16 protein-coding genes and 1 riboswitch are annotated in these 18,545 nt (G+C 71.9%); of the genes, 12 read left to right on the top strand and 4 right to left on the bottom strand.

Translation table 11 applies throughout. The annotated features are described in order from the left end of the window. Nucleotides 1–68: 68 nt before the first annotated feature. The 11 genes from OHV05_RS03970 (at nucleotide 69) to OHV05_RS03920 (ending at nucleotide 11,085) form a co-directional block, all read left to right on the top strand. Nucleotides 69–683 carry a CDP-alcohol phosphatidyltransferase family protein gene (locus OHV05_RS03970; RefSeq protein ID WP_405016359.1) on the top strand — a complete coding sequence of 205 codons (615 nt, stop codon included), beginning with the start codon at nucleotides 69–71 and terminating at the stop codon, nucleotides 681–683. Between the two features lie 196 nt (nucleotides 684–879). Continuing rightward, nucleotides 880–3,375, top strand: a complete 2,496-nt coding sequence (locus OHV05_RS03965) for a sugar phosphate nucleotidyltransferase (RefSeq protein WP_403039951.1) — start codon at nucleotides 880–882, stop codon at nucleotides 3,373–3,375. 144 nt (nucleotides 3,376–3,519) lie between these two features. Next, a complete protein-coding gene (locus OHV05_RS03960) occupies nucleotides 3,520–4,419 on the top strand; it encodes a DUF881 domain-containing protein (RefSeq protein ID WP_405016358.1) in 900 nt (299 codons plus the stop codon). Beyond that, nucleotides 4,416–4,748, top strand: coding sequence for a small basic family protein (locus OHV05_RS03955; RefSeq protein ID WP_057236160.1), 333 nt, complete (start codon nucleotides 4,416–4,418; stop codon nucleotides 4,746–4,748). The genes OHV05_RS03960 and OHV05_RS03955 overlap by 4 nt, the downstream gene beginning before the upstream one ends. A 9-nt stretch (nucleotides 4,749–4,757) precedes the next feature. Beyond that, the gene (locus OHV05_RS03950) at nucleotides 4,758–5,612 is read left to right on the top strand and encodes a DUF881 domain-containing protein (protein WP_405016357.1); all 855 of its coding nucleotides are present in this window, start codon (nucleotides 4,758–4,760) and stop codon (nucleotides 5,610–5,612) included. 181 nt (nucleotides 5,613–5,793) lie between these two features. Beyond that, complete coding sequence (locus tag OHV05_RS03945) at nucleotides 5,794–6,669, top strand: FHA domain-containing protein (RefSeq protein WP_405016356.1); 876 nt, start codon at nucleotides 5,794–5,796, stop codon at nucleotides 6,667–6,669. 110 nt (nucleotides 6,670–6,779) lie between these two features. Continuing rightward, on the top strand, nucleotides 6,780–7,469 hold the full coding sequence (locus OHV05_RS03940) for a MerR family transcriptional regulator (protein WP_403039956.1): 690 nt from the start codon (nucleotides 6,780–6,782) through the stop codon (nucleotides 7,467–7,469). A 52-nt stretch (nucleotides 7,470–7,521) separates the two neighbouring features. Beyond that, nucleotides 7,522–7,992, top strand: coding sequence for a bifunctional nuclease family protein (locus OHV05_RS03935; protein WP_405016355.1), 471 nt, complete (start codon nucleotides 7,522–7,524; stop codon nucleotides 7,990–7,992). Between the two features lie 230 nt (nucleotides 7,993–8,222). Beyond that, on the top strand, nucleotides 8,223–8,900 hold the full coding sequence (locus OHV05_RS03930; protein WP_405016354.1) for a MerR family transcriptional regulator: 678 nt from the start codon (nucleotides 8,223–8,225) through the stop codon (nucleotides 8,898–8,900). Between the two features lie 43 nt (nucleotides 8,901–8,943). Beyond that, on the top strand, nucleotides 8,944–9,597 hold the full coding sequence (locus tag OHV05_RS03925) for a vancomycin high temperature exclusion protein (protein ID WP_405016353.1): 654 nt from the start codon (nucleotides 8,944–8,946) through the stop codon (nucleotides 9,595–9,597). Nucleotides 9,598–9,681: 84 nt separating this feature from the next. Continuing rightward, nucleotides 9,682–11,085, top strand: coding sequence for a DNA polymerase IV (locus OHV05_RS03920; RefSeq protein WP_405016352.1), 1,404 nt, complete (start codon nucleotides 9,682–9,684; stop codon nucleotides 11,083–11,085). A gap of 143 nt (nucleotides 11,086–11,228) precedes the next feature. Here the strand turns inward: OHV05_RS03920 and OHV05_RS03915 are convergent, their stop codons facing one another. Continuing rightward, on the bottom strand, nucleotides 11,229–12,668 hold the full coding sequence (locus OHV05_RS03915; RefSeq protein ID WP_405016351.1) for an MFS transporter: 1,440 nt from the start codon (nucleotides 12,666–12,668) through the stop codon (nucleotides 11,229–11,231). 136 nt (nucleotides 12,669–12,804) lie between these two features. Beyond that, complete coding sequence (locus OHV05_RS03910) at nucleotides 12,805–13,812, bottom strand: PRC and DUF2382 domain-containing protein (RefSeq protein WP_405016350.1); 1,008 nt, start codon at nucleotides 13,810–13,812, stop codon at nucleotides 12,805–12,807. 194 nt (nucleotides 13,813–14,006) lie between these two features. Beyond that, a riboswitch (glycine riboswitch) is annotated at nucleotides 14,007–14,111 on the top strand. A 238-nt stretch (nucleotides 14,112–14,349) separates the two neighbouring features. Between OHV05_RS03910 and gcvP the strand changes: the two genes are divergently transcribed. Beyond that, complete coding sequence (gene gcvP / locus OHV05_RS03905) at nucleotides 14,350–17,220, top strand: aminomethyl-transferring glycine dehydrogenase (RefSeq protein ID WP_405016349.1); 2,871 nt, start codon at nucleotides 14,350–14,352, stop codon at nucleotides 17,218–17,220. Between the two features lie 62 nt (nucleotides 17,221–17,282). Here gcvP and OHV05_RS03900 read toward each other — a convergent pair whose 3' ends face one another. Then, a complete protein-coding gene (locus tag OHV05_RS03900; RefSeq protein WP_403039917.1) occupies nucleotides 17,283–17,474 on the bottom strand; it encodes a DUF5999 family protein in 192 nt (63 codons plus the stop codon). A gap of 319 nt (nucleotides 17,475–17,793) precedes the next feature. Further along, nucleotides 17,794–18,348: a hypothetical protein gene (locus tag OHV05_RS03895; protein WP_405016348.1), complete on the bottom strand. Its 555-nt coding sequence runs from the start codon at nucleotides 18,346–18,348 to the stop codon at nucleotides 17,794–17,796. Nucleotides 18,349–18,545: the final 197 nt, after the last annotated feature.

Raw genomic sequence — 18,545 nt, 5'->3', positions numbered from 1 at the left:
GATGGGGGGCTTTTCTGTTGTAGGGTCAGTGCCGCAACGTTTTACGTACCGTACAGGGAGGCCCCCGAGTGGAGGTCCAGGAGACGCGCGTCCAGACCGACCGCGTCCTCACCATCCCCAACCTGCTGAGCATGGGCCGGCTGGTGGGCGTTCCGATCTTCCTGTGGCTGATTCTCTGGCCGGTGTTCGACGGGCCCAACAACGACGGTTGGGCGATCGCGATCCTGATGCTGAGCGGCATCAGCGATTACCTGGACGGCAAGCTGGCCCGGCGGTGGGGGCAGATCAGCCGGCTCGGTCAGATCCTGGATCCTGCGGCGGACCGGCTGTTCGTGCTGTCGACGCTGGTGGGGCTGACCTGGCGGGGGATTCTTCCGTGGTGGGTCACCGCGATTCTGCTGGCGCGGGAGGTTTTCATCGGTGCGTTGTTGCCGATCCTGAGCAAGCACCGGTACGGGCCCTTGCAGGTGAGTTTTCTCGGCAAGGCGGCGACCTTCAATCTGATGTACGGCTTTCCGCTTCTGTTGCTGGGCGACGGCACGGGCTGGCTGGCCGACACGGCCGGTGTGGTGAGTTGGGCGTTCATCTGGTGGGGGACGGTGCTCTACTGGTGGGCAGGCATCCTGTACGCGGTGCAGGCCAGACAACTGGTGAAGGCGGACGCCGCAGCCGCGGCCGGCTGAGTCGCCGGTACCCGTAGGGCACCCTTTGCGCGCCCTTAGCACGCAGCACGCACCCCCTGATGGAGCGTGGGACGAGACGAGTCCCACGCTCCATCGGTGCGTCGGGCGGGGGTTACCGGGTAGAGATGCCTTCGGAACGGTTTGATGGAACCTCGTGCAGAGGTATTCCAGAGCCGCGAAGGAGGACGCACCCGATATGAAAGCCGTTGTGATGGCAGGGGGCGAGGGAACTCGCCTTCGCCCGATGACCTCGAGCATGCCCAAACCACTGCTGCCGGTGGCGAACCGCCCGATCATGGAGCATGTGCTGAGGCTGCTGAAGCGGCACGGCCTCACCGACACCGTGGTCACCGTGCAGTTCCTCGCCTCACTGGTGAAGAACTACTTCGGCGACGGCGAAGAGTTGGGCATGCACCTCACCTATGCGAACGAGGAGACCCCACTAGGCACTGCGGGGAGCGTGAAGAACGCGGAGGACGCGCTCCGGGACGACTCCTTTCTGGTGATCTCCGGTGACGCTCTGACCGATTTCGACCTCACCGACCTGATCGCGTTCCACCGGCGCAAGGGTGCGCTGGTGACGGTCTGTCTGACCCGGGTGCCGAACCCGTTGGAGTTCGGGATCACCATCACCGACGACGAGGGTCGGGTGGAGCGGTTCCTGGAGAAGCCGACCTGGGGTCAGGTCTTCTCGGACACCGTGAACACCGGCATCTACGTGATGGAGCCGGAGGTCTTCGACTACGTCGCGGCCGGCGAGTCGGTGGACTGGTCGAGCGACGTGTTCCCGCAGTTGCTCAAGGAAGGCAAGCCGGTCTTCGGCTACGTCGCCGAGGGCTACTGGGAGGACGTGGGCACCCACGAGAGCTACGGCAAGGCGCAGGCCGACGTTCTGGAGGGCAAGGTCGACGTCGAGCTGGACGGCTTCGAGATCTCCCCGGGGGTCTGGATCGCCGAGGGCGCGGAGGTGGACCCGGAGGCGATCCTGCGCGGGCCGCTGTACATCGGCGACTACGCCAAGGTCGAGGCCGGGGTGGAGCTGCGCGAGCACACCGTGCTGGGCAGCAACGTGGTCGTCAAGCGTGGCGCCTTCCTGCACAAGGCGGTGATCCACGACAACGTCTACATCGGGCCACAGAGCAACCTGCGCGGCTGTGTGGTGGGCAAGAACACCGACGTGATGCGGGCCGCCCGGATCGAGGACGGGGCGGTGATCGGTGACGAGTGCCTGATCGGCGAGGAGTCGATCATCGCGGGCAACGTCCGGGTCTACCCGTTCAAGACCATCGAGGCCGGTGCCTTCGTCAACACCTCGGTGATCTGGGAGTCGCGGGGCCAGGAGCACCTGTTCGGGGTGCGCGGGGTCTCCGGCATCCTGAATGTCGAGATCACCCCGGAGCTCGCGGTCCGGCTGGCCGGCGCGTACGCCACCACGCTGAAGAAGGGGGCCACCGTCACCATCGCGCGTGACCACTCGCGTGGTGCCCGGGCGCTCAAGCGGGCGATGATCTCGGCGCTGCAGACCAGTGCGATCGACGTCCGCGACCTGGAGAACGTGCCGCTGCCGGTGGCGCGTCAGCACACCGCCAGGGGCAGCGCGGGCGGGATCTTCCTGCGCACCTCGCCCGGGGTGCCGGACTCGCTGGACATCCTGTTCTTCGACGAGCGCGGCGCCGACCTCTCGCAGGCCGGCCAGCGCAAGCTGGACCGGGTGTACGCCCGCCAGGAGTACCGGCGCGCGTTCCCCGGTGAGATCGGCGACCTGTCGCACCCGGGCAGCGTCTTCGACTCGTACGCGGGCAACCTGCTGCGGGCGGTCGACACCACCGGGGTCCGGGAGGCCGGGCTGAAGGTGGTGGTGGACGCCGCGCACGGCAGCGCCGGGCTGGTGCTGCCGAGCATCCTCGGGCGGCTCGGGGTCGAGGCGCTGACCGTCAGCGGTGGTCTGGACGAGTCCCGGCCGACCGAGGACGCGGAGTCCCGGCGGGCCGGGCTGGCCAGGCTGGGCGAGCTGGTGGCCTCCTCGCGGGCGGCCTTCGGCGTGCGGTTCGACCCGGTCGGGGAGCGGGTCTCCTTCGTGGACGAGCTGGGCCGGGTGATCGGGGACGACCGGGCGCTGCTGGTTCTGCTCGACCTGGTCGCGGCCGAGCGGCGGAGCGGGCAGGTGGCACTCCCGGTGACCACCACCCGGATCGCCGAGCAGGTCGCGGCGTACCACGGCACCCAGGTCACCTGGACCAGCACCTCGCCGGACGACCTGGCCAAGGCCGCCTCCGCGGAGGGCACGGTGTTCGGCGGCGACGGGCGCGGCGGTTTCATCGTGCCGGAGTTCAGCGGTGTGCTGGACGGCGCGGCGGCCTTCGTCCGGCTGGTCGGCCTGGTGGCCAGGACGCAGCTGACGCTCAGCCAGATCGACGCCCGGATCCCGCAGGCGCACATCCAGCGCCGGGACATCGCGACGCCGTGGGCGGCCAAGGGCATGGTGATGCGCTCGGTGGTCGAGGCGGCGGGCAGCCGGCGGCTGGACACCACCGACGGCGTCCGGGTGGTCGAGCCGGACGGGCGGTGGACGCTGGTCCTGCCCGACCCGGCCGAGGCGGTCACCCACCTCTGGGCCGAGGGCCCGGACGACGAGGCGACCCAGGCGTTGCTGGACGAGTGGGCGGCCGTGGTGGACGGCGCCGGACGGTAGTGCGGAGAATCGGGGCGGGTGGCCGGCGGCCACCCGCCCCGATCGCGTTCCCGGCACCGGTCGATCACGATCGAGTGGTGATTCGGCGCGTGTACGGCGGGGGGTGTGCACGGCCGTCCCCCACGACATGGGACGATGTTCCGCATGCCAGCATCGCCGACGCCGAGTGACCGGGATGGACGCTACTCCCGCCCGGACGCCTCGATGTCCCTGCTGACCAGCGTGATGGACCATGGGCTGGACGAGGGCTACGCCGAGGCGGCCAAGGCCCGCGCCGGCGAGGGCCCGCGCCGGATGCCGACCGCGCTCAAGGGCAAGGCGGTGCTCGCCCTCGGGCTGGCGCTCGCCACCGCGGTGGTGACGGTCGGTGCGGTCACCTCGCGCCAGGCGGCGCCGACCCTGGCCAAGGAGCGCGACGCCCTGGTGCAGCGGGTCAAGGACGCCAACGGCAACACCGACCACCTCCAGCAGCAGATCCAGGACCTGCGCGGCAAGGTCGACCGGGCGCAGAGCCAGGCCCTGCAGGCCGACGGCAACGGCGCGCTGGCGCAGCTCGCGGGCCGGGCCGGCACCGCGGCCGTGGACGGCCCGGGCCTGAAGCTGGTGCTGGAGGACGCCTCAGGCACCGGCGCGGGCGGTTCGGTCTCCGACCCCCGGCAGGCGGACGGCTTCTCCAACACCGGGCGGCTGAAGGACCGGGACATCCAACTGGTCGTCAACGGCCTGTGGCGGTCCGGGGCCGAGGCGGTCTCGGTGAACGGCCAGCGGCTGACCGAGCTCTCGGCGATCCGGGCGGCCGGTGACGCGGTGCTGGTGGACAACCGGCCGCTGGTGCCGCCGTACACCGTGCTGGCGATCGGCGACGGCGCGAAGTTCGCCCAGACCTTCCAGGACGGCGAGGCGGGGCGCTACCTCAAGCTGATCCAGGACGGGTACGGCATCAAGTCGACCCTCACCGTCCAGAAGAAGCTGACCGTGCCGGGCGCGCTCGGCATCACGCTGCGGTACGCGCAGCCCGACACCTCAGGAGCAGCTACACCGTGATTGCCGTTCTGGGTCTCGTGATCGGCGTGGTCGTCGGTCTGATCGTCCAGCCCGAGGTGCCGGACGCCGTGGTGCCGTACCTGCCGATCGCGGTGGTGGCGGCGTTGGACGCGGTCTTCGGTGGTGTCCGGGCGATGCTGGACGGCATCTTCGACGACAAGGTGTTCGTGGTCTCGTTCCTCTCCAACGTGGTGGTCGCCGCGCTGATCGTCTACCTGGGCGACCAGCTGGGCGTCGGCTCGCAGCTGTCCACCGGCGTGGTGGTGGTGCTCGGCATCCGGATCTTCTCCAACGCGGCGGCCATCCGTCGGCACGTGTTCCGGGCCTGAGGAGGAGCGGTGGCAGCGGAAGAACAGCCCGAGGAGCAGCGGCCCGAGCCGGTCCGTGAGCCCGGACAGCCTGAGCGGCCCGAGCCGGCGGCGCCCGTGAGCGACAAGCCGGCGGGCGAGCAGCCCGCGGCCGAGGAGCCGGAGACCGACCCGCGCCGTCGGCTGGGTGTCGCGCTCTGGCCGCCCCGGTTCTCCCGGGGGCAGGTGGTGGTGGCGGCGCTGCTGCTGGTGCTCGGCTTCGCGCTGGCGGTGCAGGTGCGGTCGACCAACGACCACAACCAGCTGCGCGGGGCGCGGCAGGAGGACCTGGTCCGGATCCTCGACGAACTGGACAGCCGTCAGCAGCGTCTCCTCCAGGAGAAGACGCAACTGGAACAGTCCCTGGCGCAGTTGGAGAACAGCTCCAACCAGGCCAAGGAGGCCCAGGAGCAGACCAGGAAGAAGGCGACGGAGCTCGGGGTGCTGGCCGGTACGGTCCGGGCCACCGGTCCGGGGATCGTGCTGACGATCGATGATCCCCAACGGCAGGTGAAGGCGGATATGCTGCTGGACACCCTGCAGGAACTCCGAGCCGCGGGGGCGGAGGCGATTCAGATCAACGACGTGCGAGTGGTGGCAGGCACCTACTTCACCGACACGGACGCGAGCGTGCAGGTCGACGGCAGGAATGTCTCGGCGCCGTTCCGTTTCACCGTGGTGGGGAATCCGCAGGACCTGACACCCGCGCTGAACATCCCCGGCGGCGTGGTGCGCAGCCTGGAGAAGCAGCAGGCACGCGCCACCATCACCCAGGAGCAGAAGGTCGTCGTGGACGCCCTGGCCGCTCCGACGGTCCCTCAGTACGCCAAGCCGGCGGCGAAGTGACGGCCCGACCTCCGTACGGTCCGTCAGGTTTCGACCGCCCCCGGTGCGGGTGGGCGCCCCGGCATCGGAGACACTGGGACGTCACGCTCGCCCGATCACGGCCGCCAGTCCGGCCGACCGCCTGTCCGAGCCTCACACCCTGCCCCGCGGGCGGGTCTGTCACACGCAAGGGGATTCGCCCGTGAGTCTGTTCTCGAAGCTGTTCGGCCGTTCCAACCGTCGCCCCGCGGCGGTCGAGGAGCCGACCGCGCGGCACCGCCGTGCGGACGAGTCGGCCGTGCCGGGGATGCGGCCCGCGCCCGAGCAGGCGCAGTACGCCGAGCGTCCGCTGTACCGCGAGGGCGGTCAGGCTCCGGTGAATTCGGCGGGCTACGGCGCGTCGGTCGATGCTTCCGGGGCTCCGCGCATAGGTTTCCAGTCGGGACCCTCAACCTCCGGTGGAGGGTTCGCCCAGGAGAACCCCTATGCCGATCACACCCTGCCGGGTGTGCCGCACCAGGAGGCAGCGCAGATGGCCGGTGGTCCGACTCCGTGCCTCCGGTGCGGGAACCCGAACCCGGCCACGGCACGCTTCTGTTCCAACTGCGGTACCGCGCTGCGCGGCGGGCAGCTGCCCGAGGGCGCGGCCGAGACCACCTCGACCATCTCGATCTCCGGCCTCGAGTCGTACGACCCGAACACCACCACCGGCACCGGCACCACTCCGGCGCTGTCGGCCGAGGTGCTGTCGGCGATCGACGCGCTGCCGCCGGGCTCGGCCCTGCTGATCGTGCAGCGCGGCCCGAACTCGGGCAGCCGCTTCCTGCTGGACGCGGACGTGACCACGGCCGGGCGTCACCCCGAGGGTGACATCTTCCTGGACGACGTCACGGTCTCCCGCCGGCACGTGGAGTTCCGGCGCCACCCGGGCGGCTTCACGGTGGCCGACGTGGGCAGCCTGAACGGCACCTACGTCAACCGCGAGCGGATCGACGAGGTGCAGCTCAACAACGGCGACGAGGTGCAGATCGGCAAGTACCGGCTGGTCTTCTTCGCCAGCCACCAGCGGGGGTACTGAACCCAACGTCGGCAGGAGCCCGAGTGACCGCGCACACCCCCAGCACCGCCGAGCTCTCGCCCGTCCCCGGTTCGCGCCGGGCGGGCGAGGTACGGCGCCGTGGTGACGAACTGCTCAGCATCGGTGCGGTGCTGACGTTCCTCCGGGACGACTTCCCCGAGGTCACCATCTCGAAGATCCGCTTCCTGGAGGCGGAGGGCCTGGTGGAGCCGCAGCGGACCCCCTCGGGCTACCGCAAGTTCAGCTCCGCGGACCTGGACCGGCTGGCGTACGTGCTGCGGATGCAGCGGGACCACTACCTGCCGCTGCGGGTGATCCGCGAGCACCTGGACGCGATCGAGCGCGGTGAGGCGCCGCCGGCGCTGCCCGCGCCCGACAACCGCCCCGGGCCGCTGGAGGAGGCGGACCGCGAGCTGGTGGCCCACCCGGGCGGCGGTGTGCGGTTGGGCCGCTCCGAGCTGCTGGCGGCCGCCGAGGCCGGTGAGGCCGAGCTGGTCGAGTGGGAGTCGTACGGACTGATCTCGGCCGGTTCGGACGGCGGGTACGACGGCGAGGCGCTGCAGGTCGCCCGGTTGGTCGCGGAGCTGGGCCGGTTCGGTCTGGAGCCCCGGCACCTGCGGGCGGTGAAGGCCGGCGCGGAGCGCGAGGTGGCCCTGATCGACCAGGTGGTGGCCCCGCTGCGGCGGCACCGCAACCCGCAGACCCGGGCGCACGCCGAGGCCACCGCGCGCGAACTGGCGACGCTCTCGGTGCGGCTGCACGCGGCCATGGTGCAGGCCGGACTGCGTTCGCGGACGTAGTGCCTGACCGGCTGCGCTTTCATATCCGGGGCAGGGGTCATAGGGTTGCGATGTGAACGAGCTCGACGTCGTGGGTGTCAGGGTGGAGATGCCTTCCAATCAGCCGATCGTGCTGCTTCGGGAGGTAGGGGGCGATCGGTACCTGCCGATCTGGATCGGTCCCGGTGAGGCGACGGCCATCGCGTTCGCCCAGCAGGGCATGACGCCGGTGCGGCCGCTGACCCACGACCTGTTCAAGGACGTGCTGGAGGCGCTCGGCCAGCAGCTCACCGAGGTGCGGATCAGCAACCTGCGGGACGGGGTCTTCTACGCCGAACTGGTCTTCTCCGGCGGGGTCGAGGTGAGTGCCCGGCCGTCCGACGCGATAGCGCTGGCGCTGCGCACCGGTACGCCGATCTTCGGGGCCGAGGAGGTGCTCGCCGAGGCGGGCATCGCGATCCCGGACGAGCAGGAGGACGAGGTGGAGAAGTTCCGCGAGTTCCTCGACCAGATCTCGCCGGAGGACTTCGGCGGCCAGCAGTAGTCCGGCTGTAGTCCGCCACGCCGTCCATCGCAAGTCGTGTTTTGCCAAAGGGCGTTCGCATACCCACACTGAGGGCACGAAAAACCACTCGGCCGGGTGACATTGTCACCGGCGCCCGGCGTGGCGATCGTTGACGGGTCCGGGGCGACTGCTTACCGTCAGGAGTGGCTCCGGTCGGTTACGCCTTCCGGGGGCCGACGGGGCATCAGGACGAGCGGACGGAGGTAGGCATGAGCGGCACGGGCGACGAAGCAGCCGTCGGAGGCCAGTGCTCCGTGCACGTTCCGCGCTCCGCGCGCAGTGTGCTGGAGCGTGCTCGGGAGGGTGCCGGCGGCGAGCCGGGGCTGCCGAGGGTCAGCCGGTTCCCCGCGGTGCAGGCGGGCCAGCCCGCGATCGAGCGGCTCGCGCCGACCTCGGCACTGGTCGGCTACCGGGGCCCGACGGCCTGCGCGGCGGCCGGCATCACCTACCGCCAGCTGGACTACTGGGCCCGGACGGGCCTGCTGGAGCCGAGCGTGCGGACGGCCTACCCGGCCAACTCGCATCGGCTGTACAGCTTCCGCGACATCCTGCTGCTGAAGATCGTGAAGAGGCTGCTGGACACCGGGGTGTCGCTGCAGAACATCCGGGTGGCGGTCGGCCACCTGCGGGGCACCGAGTCCGAGGACCTGACCGGGCTGACCCTGATGTCCGACGGCGCCACCGTGTACGAGTGCACCTCCCCGCAGCAGGTGGTCGATCTGCTGAAGGGCGGTCAGGGGGTCTTCGGCATCGCCGTGGGCGCGGTCTGGCGGGAGCTGGAGACGACCCTGAGCCGGCTGCACGCCGAGCGCACCGACACCGGTGAGACCCTGGCCGGCCAGGACCCGGCCGACGAACTGGCCCAGCGGCGCAACCGCGCGGGCTGACCGCACGTCGCTCTCCCCGGACGGACGATCAAGGGGAGGCACGATGCGGCGGGCGGTGCAGCGGCGGCTGTTCCAGGCGGTGGTGGCGGCGAGCGCGGTGGCGCTGGCGCCGATGACCTGGCTCTGGCTCGGGGCGGGGGACCGGATCGGCACGGTGGCGCAGGCGCCCGCGGCGCCGGTGGCGGTGGTGTTCGGGGCCGGGCTGTTCGACGGCAAGCCCTCGCCCTACCTGGCGCACCGGCTGGACGCGGCGGTGACGCTCTTTCAGGACCACCGGGTGCAGGCCGTGCTGGTGACCGGCGACAACAGCCGGACCGAGTACGACGAGACCGACGCGATGCGGGACTACCTGGTCGGGCACGGGGTGCCCGCGGTGCGGGTGGTGGAGGACTACGCCGGCTTCGACACCTGGGACTCCTGCAGCCGGGCGCAGAAGGTCTTCGGGGTGGAGCGGGCGGTGCTGATCAGTCAGACCTTCCACGTCCGGCGGGCGCTGGCGCTCTGTCAGGCGGCGGGCATCGACGCGTACGCGGTCGGGGTGGACGAGGCGACCGACCGCACCTGGTACTACGGCGGGCTGCGGGAGATCCCGGGGGCGGGCAAGGCGGCGCTGGACGCGCTGTTCGAGCCGGACCCGGCCTTCCTCGGCGAGAAGGAGCCCGGCCTGGGCCGGGCGCTGGCGGACGCCGCGCCCTGACGACCGCGATCCGACCGGCCGGGACCTGACACGGCCGCACCGGGTCGTCCGGAAACTGTCGTACCCCTGCGGGATGATCGACCCGTGCGGTCAGTGCCGAGCATCCTCCACCTCGACATGGACGCCTTCTTCGCGGCGGTGGAGCAGGCGGCCAAGCCGAGCCTGCGCGGGAAGCCGGTGATCGTCGGCGGCCTCGGCGGCCGGGGCGTGGTGTCCACCGCCTCGTACGAGGCCCGGAAGTTCGGCGTGCACTCGGCGATGCCGATGGCCCAGGCCCGGCGGCTGTGCCCGAACGCGGCCTTCCTGACCGGCCGGTTCGAGGCCTACCGGCAGGTCAGCGAGCTGGTGATGGGGCTGCTGCGGGAGCTGTCCCCGCTGGTCGAGCCGCTCAGCCTGGACGAGGCCTTCGTCGACCTGGAGGCCGGCCCGCACGGCGAGCTGCTGGCCGACGTCGGGCCGGTGGCCGCACCGGAGCTGATCGTGGCGATCGCGGCCGACCTGCGGGCGGACATCACCGAGCGGACGGGCCTGACCGCCTCGGTCGGCCTGGCCGGCTCCAAGCTGATGGCGAAGATCGCCTCCGAGCAGGCCAAGCCGGACGGCCTGGTGCTGGTGGAGGCCGGGCAGGAGCGGGCGGTGCTGGCCACCATGCCGGTCCGGGCGCTGCCCGGGGTCGGCCCGGCCACCGAGCAGGTGCTGCGCCGGGTCGGCCTGGAGAAGGTCGCGGACCTGGCCGCGGCGGGTGAGGCGGAGCTGGTCCAGCTGCTCGGGCGCTCGCACGGCCTCGGGGTGTTCCAGATGTCCACCGGCCAGGACGACCGCCCGGTGGTGGCGGACCGGGACGCCAAGTCCGTCTCGGTCGAGGACACCTTCGAGGTGGACCTGCTGGACCGGGGGCGGGTGCTGGCGGAGATCGACGTCCTGGCGGCCCGGTGCATCCGCCGCCTGCACGCCAGCGGCCGCTCGGGGCGGACGGTGGTGCTCAAGGTGCGGCGCTTCGACTTCTCCACCCTGACCCGCTCCGAGACGCTGCGGGCGCCCACCGACGACGAGACGGTGATCGCCGAGGCGGCCCGCCGGCTGGCCCTCCAGGTGGACATCACCGGGGGCGTGCGGCTGCTCGGGGTGGGGGTGTCACAGCTGGCGGACTTCACCCAGGAGGACCTGTTCGCGCAGGCGGAGCAGGCCGAGCGGGCGGAGCGGGCCGCCACGCCGGAGGTGCTGGAGGAGGTCAGGGCCGAGCCGGCGCCGGTGGTGGAGGAGACCAGGCACTGGCGGCCGGGGCAGGACGTGACGCACGCTCAGCTCGGCCCGGGCTGGGTGCAGGGCAGCGGGGTGGGCCGGGTGACGGTGCGGTTCGAGACCCCGCAGAGCGAGATCGGCCGGGTCCGTACCTTCGCGGTGGAGGACCCGGAGCTGACGCCGTCCCGCCCGCAGCCGCTGCGGCCCGGGATGGTGCTGCCCGAGGAGGCGTACGGGGACGGCTGAGAGACGGGAGCGGCCCCCGCACCGTGTCCAGCGGTGCGGGGGCCGTTCATCCGGCCGGGCCCCGGGTGCGGTCGTGATGCCCTCACGTACCGCCGTGGGCCCGGTGACCGCGCGACCCGTCCCTGAGCGCGCGGTCGACGCCGTCAGGCGTCGGTCTTCACCGGCTCCGGGGCGGAGGCGGCAGCCTCGACCGGGGCGGGCGTGGTCTTGACGGTGCGGATCGCGAACGGCACCACGGCCGCCACCAGGCACATCGCGCCGGCCACCCAGAAGGCGTGCTGGTAGGCGTCCAGGGTGGGCAGCGGGATCGGCAGGTGCGGGATCAGGTCGCCGGTCAGGATGGCGCCCATCACGGCGGTGCCGATGGCGCCGCCGACGGTGCGCAGCACGGCGTTCATGCCGTTGGCGATGCCGGACTGCTCGACCGGGACGGCGCCGTTGATGTAAGCGGGCATCGCGGCGTACGCCAGGCCGACGCCGAGGCCGAAGACGGCGGAGGCGAGGTAGATGTCACCCTCGGCCCCGTGCCGGACCGCCAGGTACATCAGGCCGATGGCGCCCAGCAGGCCGCCGAGCACCAGCGGGAGCCGGGGGCCGCGACGGGCGATCAGCAGCGCGCCGACCGGGGCGGCGACCATCGAGCCGATGGCGGAGGGCAGCAGCATCACACCGGCGTGCAGCACGCTGGCGGTGAAGCCGTAGTGCGCGACCTTCTCGGGGGTCTGCGCGAAGTTGCTGATCACCATGAACGAGCCGTACATGCCGAAGCCGATCAGCAGCCCGGAGAGGTTGGTGAAGGCGACGGCCGGCCGGGCCATCATCTTCATGTCGACCAGCGGGTGGGCGACCCGGACCTCGATGAGGCCCCAGACCAGGGCGACCACCGCGGCGACGGCGAACAGGCCGAGGGTGCGGGTGGAGGTCCAGCCCCAGGTGTTGCCCTGGCTGACCGCGACCAGCAGGGCGCAGAGCCAGCCGGCCAGGGTGAGCGCGCCGAGCGGGTCGGCGCCGCCGTTCTTGTCGGTCACCGGGTCGGTCGGGACCCGGAAGATCACCAGGACGATCGCCAGCAGGCCGAAGGCCAGGCCCATCCAGAAGATCGACTTGTAGTTCCAGTGCTCCAGCAGCAGACCGGTGGCGACCAGTCCGAGGCCGCTGCCGACGCCCATCGAGGCGCTGATCAGGGCGACGCCGCCGGTGACCTTCTCCTTGGGGAGCTCGTCCCGGACGATGCTGATCGCCAGCGGGAGCACCCCGCCGCCCGCGCCCTGAAGGACGCGGGCGACCACCAGCCAGGTGAACGAGTGGGTGCCGACCGCCAGGGCGGACCCGGCGACCAGGCCGCCGAGCGAGACCAGCAGCATCGGCTTGCGGCCGCGCAGGTCGCCGAAGCGGCCGAGCAGCGGGGTCAGTACGGCGGCGGACAGCAGGTTCGCCGTCATCAGCCAGGTGATGTTCGAACCGGAGACGTCCAGTTCCTTGGCCAGCGAAGGCAGGATCGGGACGACCGCGGTCTGCACCACGCTGAACGCCAGCATCGCCAACACCAGGGCGGGGAGCACGCGCGCGCTGCTCGGCCTCACGGATTTTCCTCCAGTTCGGGCCACCCTGGCAGAGAGCTTCAGGTGGGAGAAAGTCAATGAACTGAAGTAAAGATGCCGTCAGATACTTCACTGTGTCAAATATTGCTTGGTGAAGCTTTGGCAAAGTGGCGGGGCGTCAGGACGGCCGGAGCGGTTCCGGGCGCAGCTGGCCGGAGTTGGCGGCGGTCGGCGCGGGTGCCGGCGCGGGTGTCGGGGTGGTGGTGCTGTCGTGGATCTCCACCTGCTCGCGGCGCAGCTCCTCGCGGATCAGCGCCTCCTCGGTGAACCGCTCGACCACCAGGCGGACCCGTTCGACCGGGGCCAGGTACTTGCGCACCACGGGGCGCTCCTCCCGGAGCGTCACCTCCTCGACCGCCTCGGCGATCTCCTGCTCGCTGAGCGCGGCCCGCTCGGCCTCGGTGACCGGCACCCGCTCCACCCGGACCCGCTCCTTCACCACCGGCACCTTGCGCTCGACCGCCTCGGTGGTGACGTACTTGCGCAGCTTCGCGGTGCCCAGCACGTGCCACTCGGTCGTGACGTCCAGCCGCTCCTCGCGGCAGGTGATCTCCACCGGGCCGGCCGGCGCGTTGCCGACCGTGGTCGGGGCGGGGGAGGGGGCGCCGGTGGTGGCGGGCGGCGGGCTGAGGACCGGATCGGTGTGCTGCTTGGCAGCCGGGGCCTCCGGGGTGGTGGTGAAGGCCATCGGGGCGGCCGCCACGGTCGGGGCGGCGGGTGAAGCGTTCATGCTGGTTTCCTTGCTGAGGGTGCCGAAGTCGAGGTCCTTGGCGGTCCCCGACCCGTTGCCGACCGCGGCCGGCGGAGCGGCACCGCCCGCGTCCAGGCCGTAGTAGCGGTAGAGCTGGAGCTCCTGGGCGGGGGAGAGGTGCTGGCCGACCCCGAAGTCGGGGGAGTCCTTGATCAGCGACTTGTCGTACGGCACCTTGAGCTCCTCCCCGGAGAACTCGCTGGTGGTCAGCGGGACGAAGGCGTCCCGGCCGAAGATTCCGGTACGGACGGCGGCCCACTCCGGCTCGCCGGTCGCGTCGTCCAGGTAGACCTCGTCGACCGTGCCGATCTTGTCGCCGTTCCGGTCGACCGCCTTGTGGCCGATCAGGTCTCGCGGGTCGATGTCGGTCTGCACGCTGTCCTCCAACAGGTACGAATGCCCCGTTGACGGGTCGTCAGGGGGCGGCCGAAGGAGCTGGACGGCCGCACTTCACACGAAAAGCCATCAAACGGACGCTGGCGAGCCGGGTGCACCCGTCCGGGGCAGTCCGCCGGACCGGGGCACCCGTGATCAACCGGCGTGTCGCTGGTACCCTGGGCCGCGACTGCCGAGCCCGCTCGGGAGAGTCCCCGCACCGCCCGGCGGTGTCACGGGGACGCCGAAGGAGCAAACCCTCCCCGGAATCTCTCAGGCATCCGTACCGTGCGGGGTAGGTCACTCTGGAAAGCAGGGCAGGACCGACGGCGAGGGAGCCGACGGACCCCACCCTCACCGACGGTGCAAGCCGACGGGGCGGCCCTGCGGCCGCCGCGTGCGGGCGAAGCTCTCAGGTACCGATGACAGAGGGGGAGGCCTGACGGGCTCGTTCGTCCCCGGCTCCGCTGTCCCACAGTGGTGTTGCCGTCCGGCGTGCGTGCCCCCGCCGGTCCGTGACCAGGAGGCCTCGACCCCATGAATGCCCAGCCGACCCTCACCGAGCTTGAGCAGTCAAGCCCCTTCGAGAGCCGTCACATCGGCCCCGACGCCGCCGCCCAGGAGAAGATGCTGGCGCAGGTCGGGTACGGCTCGCTGGACGAGCTGTCCGACGCCGCCGTCCCGGACGCGATCAAGAGCCTGACCGCGCTCGGCCTGCCGGCCGGCCGCAGCGAGGCCCAGGTGCTCGCCGAGCTGCGCGAGCTGGCGGACCGCAACCAGGTGCTCCAGCCGATGATCGGCCTGGGCTACTACGGCACCTTCACCCCGCCGGTGATCCTGCGCAACGTGCTGGAGAGCCCGGCCTGGTACACCGCGTACACGCCGTACCAGCCGGAGATCTCGCAGGGCCGGCTGGAGGCCCTGATCAACTTCCAGACCGTGGTCGCCGACCTGACCGGCCTGGACACCTCCGGCTCCTCGCTGCTGGACGAGGGCACCGCCGCCGCCGAGGCGATGGCGTTGGCCCGCCGGGTCGGCAAGGTCAAGGGCGGGATCTTCCTGGTCGACGCCGACACCCTGCCGCAGACCGTCGCGGTGATCCAGACCCGGGCCGAGCCGACCGGGGTCGAGGTGGTCGTCGCCGACCTGTCCGAGGGCATCCCGGCCGAGCTGGCCGAGCGCGGCGTCTTCGGCGTGCTGCTCCAGTACCCCGGCGCCTCCGGCGCGGTCCGCGACCTCGCCCCGGTGATCGAGCAGGCGCACGGCCTGGGCGCGATCGTCGCGGTGGCGGCCGACCTGCTGGCGCTCACCCTGCTCAAGTCGCCGGGCTCGCTCGGCGCCGACATCGCCTGCGGCACCTCGCAGCGCTTCGGTGTCCCGATGGGCTTCGGCGGCCCGCACGCCGGCTACCTGGCGGTCCGCGCCGCGTACGCCCGCAGCCTGCCCGGCCGCCTGGTCGGCGTCTCGGTCGACGCCGACGGCAACCGCGCCTACCGCCTGGCGCTGCAGACCCGCGAGCAGCACATCCGCCGCGAGAAGGCCACCTCCAACATCTGCACCGCCCAGGTGCTGCTGGCCGTGATGGCCTCGATGTACGCGGTCTACCACGGCCCCGACGGCCTGGCCGACATCGCCCGCCGGACCCACCGCTACGCCGCCGCGCTGGCCGAGGGCCTGCGCGCGGGCGGCGTCGAGCTGACCACCGGTCAGTTCTTCGACACCGTCACCGCCAAGGTGCCGGGCCGGGCCGCAGCGGTGGTCGCCGCCGCCCGCGAGAACGGCGTGAACGTCTTCCGGGCGTCCGAGGACCTGGTCTCGATCTCCTGCGACGAGACCACCACCCGCGAGCACCTGGCCGCCGTCTGGGCCGCCTTCGGCGTCACCGCCGAGGTCGCCGAGGCCGCCGACGCGCTGCCCGCCGCCCTGCTGCGCCAGGACGAGTACCTGACCCACCCGGTCTTCCACAGCCACCGCTCGGAGACCGCGATGCTGCGCTACCTGCGCCGCCTCTCGGACCGGGACTACGCGCTGGACCGGGGCATGATCCCGCTGGGCTCCTGCACCATGAAGCTCAACGCGACCACCGAGATGGAGCCGGTGACCTGGCCCGAGTTCGGCCAGCTGCACCCGTTCGCCCCGGTGGACCAGGCCGAGGGCTTCCTGACCCTGATCCGGCAGCTGGAGCAGCAGCTGGTCGAGGTGACCGGCTACGACGCGGTCTCCATCCAGCCGAACGCCGGTTCGCAGGGCGAGCTGGCCGGCCTGCTCGCGGTCCGCGCCTACCACCGCGCCAACGGTGACACCCAGCGCGACGTCTGCCTGATCCCGGCCTCCGCGCACGGCACCAACGCGGCCTCCGCCGTGATGGCCGGCATGCGGGTGGTCGTGGTGAAGACCCTGACCGACGGCGACGTGGACGTCGAGGACCTGCAGGCCAAGATCGAGCAGCACCGCGAGCAGCTCGCGGTGCTGATGGTCACCTACCCGTCCACCCACGGCGTGTTCGAGACCCAGATCACCGACATCTGCGCGGCCGTGCACGAGGCCGGCGGCCAGGTGTACGTGGACGGCGCCAACCTGAACGCCCTGGTCGGCCTGGCCAAGCCGGGCAAGTTCGGCGCGGACGTCTCGCACCTCAACCTGCACAAGACCTTCTGCATCCCGCACGGCGGCGGCGGCCCGGGCGTCGGCCCGGTCGCGGTGCGCTCGCACCTGGCGCCGTACCTGCCGAACCACCCGCTGCAGCCGGAGGCCGGCCCGGCCACCGGTGTCGGCCCGATCTCGGCCGCCCCGTGGGGCTCGGCCGCGATCCTGCCGATCTCCTGGGCGTACGTCCGGCTGATGGGCGGCGAGGGCCTCAAGCGGGCCACCCAGGTCGCGGTGCTGAACGCCAACTACATCGCCAAGCGGCTCGCCCCGCACTACCCGGTGCTCTACACCGGCCCCGGCGGTCTGGTCGCGCACGAGTGCATCATCGACCTGCGCCCGCTCACCAAGGAGACGGGGGTGACCGTGGACGACATCGCCAAGCGCCTGATCGACTACGGCTTCCACGCCCCGACCATGTCCTTCCCGGTGGCCGGCACGCTGATGATCGAGCCGACCGAGTCCGAGGACCTGGGCGAGATCGACCGGTTCTGCGAGACCATGATCGAGATCCGGGCGGAGATCGAGAAGGTCGGCAGCGGCGAGTGGGCGGCGGACGACAACCCGCTGCGCAATGCCCCGCACACTGCCGGCGCGTTGGCCGGTGAGTGGACGCACGGCTACTCGCGCCAGGAGGCGGTCTTCCCGGCCGGCGTGAACCCGGCGGACAAGTACTGGCCGCCGGTGAGCCGGATCGACGGCGCGTACGGCGACCGCAACCTGGTCTGCTCCTGCCCGCCGCTGGACGAGTACGGCTCCTGAGCCGACGCAGGGCCCCGGGTGCCCCCGGCGGAGTCACTCCGCCGGGGGCACCCGTCGTTCGGTCAGGAGGCGATCGCCAGCGGGCGGCGCGGGCCGACCACCCGGCCGTCGGGCAGCAGCTCGCCGGTGTCGTCGAACAGCAGGACGCCGTTGCAGAGCAGGCTCCACCCCTGGTCGGGGTGGCAGGCCACGGTGACGGCCGCCTCGTGGTCGGTGGACTCCGCTGACGGACACTCAGGACGGTGCTGGCACATCTTCGTACCCTCGCTTCGCTGCTTACGACCCGGCCGACCGGGTACGGGCAGCCGCTGGGTGCCCCGCCCCGTCGATCCGATCCCCTGCCCGGCCCAGGTGTGAACCGGCGCTCCGACGGGTAGGACAGGTCGCCCCCCGCGTCGGTTCCCAGTGTCGTCATACCGAGGGCATCCCGCAGCGATTTCGTGACATGCGCCACAACTGGATCCCAGGGATCACCCGTTCAGATGGCACCGGGTGCCGGGCGGCATCGAACGGGCCACCGGCGGCAGCCCGTTCGGGGCGGCGCCGATGGCCCGTTCGGGTGATGGGCGGGGCTCAGGACCGCCCGAGGGCCAGCGGTCGGGCCAGCAGGGCGAGCAGCTCGGCGGCCGGGTAGACCCGGTGCGCGGTGATCCCGAGCGGTGCGGGGGCGAGCGGGATCAGCAGGTCGACGGAGGGCCCGGGCTCGGGATGGTGCAGCCAGAGCGCGGTGGCGTAGTGGCCGGGCATGGAGAGCAGCCGGGGCTGGTGCCTGGCCCGGGAGGCGATGGCGAGCTGACCGGCCTGGCGGAGCGCGCGCAGGGTGGAGTCCAGGTAGGGGCCGGCGGTGAAGTGGGAGAAGGTGTGGCCGTCCGGCGACTCGACCACCTCGGCCGCCGCGGCGGTCTCGTGGCCGGATCGGATCAGGAACCGCCAGCCCGTTCGGCGGGCGGTGGCCAGGGTGGCACCGGGCTCGTCGAGGACGTGCACCGCGAGCGGGTGCGCGGGTAGCAGCCGCTCGGCGCCGCGCAGGGCGGCGGCCGCCGGCGGGCTGAGCGCGGCCTCGTTCTCCAGTGCGCCGAGGACGGCGCGCAGGGCGCTCAGCGGGGGCTGGGGCGTGTGCAGGGTCATGGCGGGTCGCCTCTCCGTGCTAGATCGGCGTGCGAGTGCGGCATACCGGCGTGGCGCTGGCGGAAACCTGGGCCGTGTCCGGTTGGGCATGATCGCGGCGTGGGCGCGGGCCCACCGTCGCGAAGGCTTCGGGAGCGGCGGGCGCCGGGCGGAAGATGTGCGAATTCTACTCGAACAGGTGCACAGGGTGACCTTCT

The organism is Kitasatospora sp. NBC_00070 (genome assembly GCF_045041205.1).
Taxonomy (GTDB): Bacteria; Actinomycetota; Actinomycetes; order Streptomycetales; family Streptomycetaceae; genus Kitasatospora.
Note: the sequence above shows the minus strand (reverse complement) of the source record. Positions and strands in the feature narration are given on the sequence as shown.

What these genes read in the sequence shown, in the direction of transcription:
- OHV05_RS03930 (WP_405016354.1), top strand. Translation starts at nt 8,223, where the DNA reads ATGAGCGGCACGGGCGACGAAGCAGCCGTCGGAGGCCAGTGCTCCGTG.
- OHV05_RS03965 (WP_403039951.1), top strand. Translation starts at nt 880, where the DNA reads ATGAAAGCCGTTGTGATGGCAGGGGGCGAGGGAACTCGCCTTCGCCCG.
- OHV05_RS03925 (WP_405016353.1), top strand. Translation starts at nt 8,944, where the DNA reads ATGCGGCGGGCGGTGCAGCGGCGGCTGTTCCAGGCGGTGGTGGCGGCG.
- OHV05_RS03900 (WP_403039917.1), bottom strand. Translation starts at nt 17,474, where the DNA reads ATGTGCCAGCACCGTCCTGAGTGTCCGTCAGCGGAGTCCACCGACCAC.
- OHV05_RS03895 (WP_405016348.1), bottom strand. Translation starts at nt 18,348, where the DNA reads ATGACCCTGCACACGCCCCAGCCCCCGCTGAGCGCCCTGCGCGCCGTC.
- OHV05_RS03960 (WP_405016358.1), top strand. Translation starts at nt 3,520, where the DNA reads ATGCCAGCATCGCCGACGCCGAGTGACCGGGATGGACGCTACTCCCGC.
- gcvP (WP_405016349.1), top strand. Translation starts at nt 14,350, where the DNA reads ATGAATGCCCAGCCGACCCTCACCGAGCTTGAGCAGTCAAGCCCCTTC.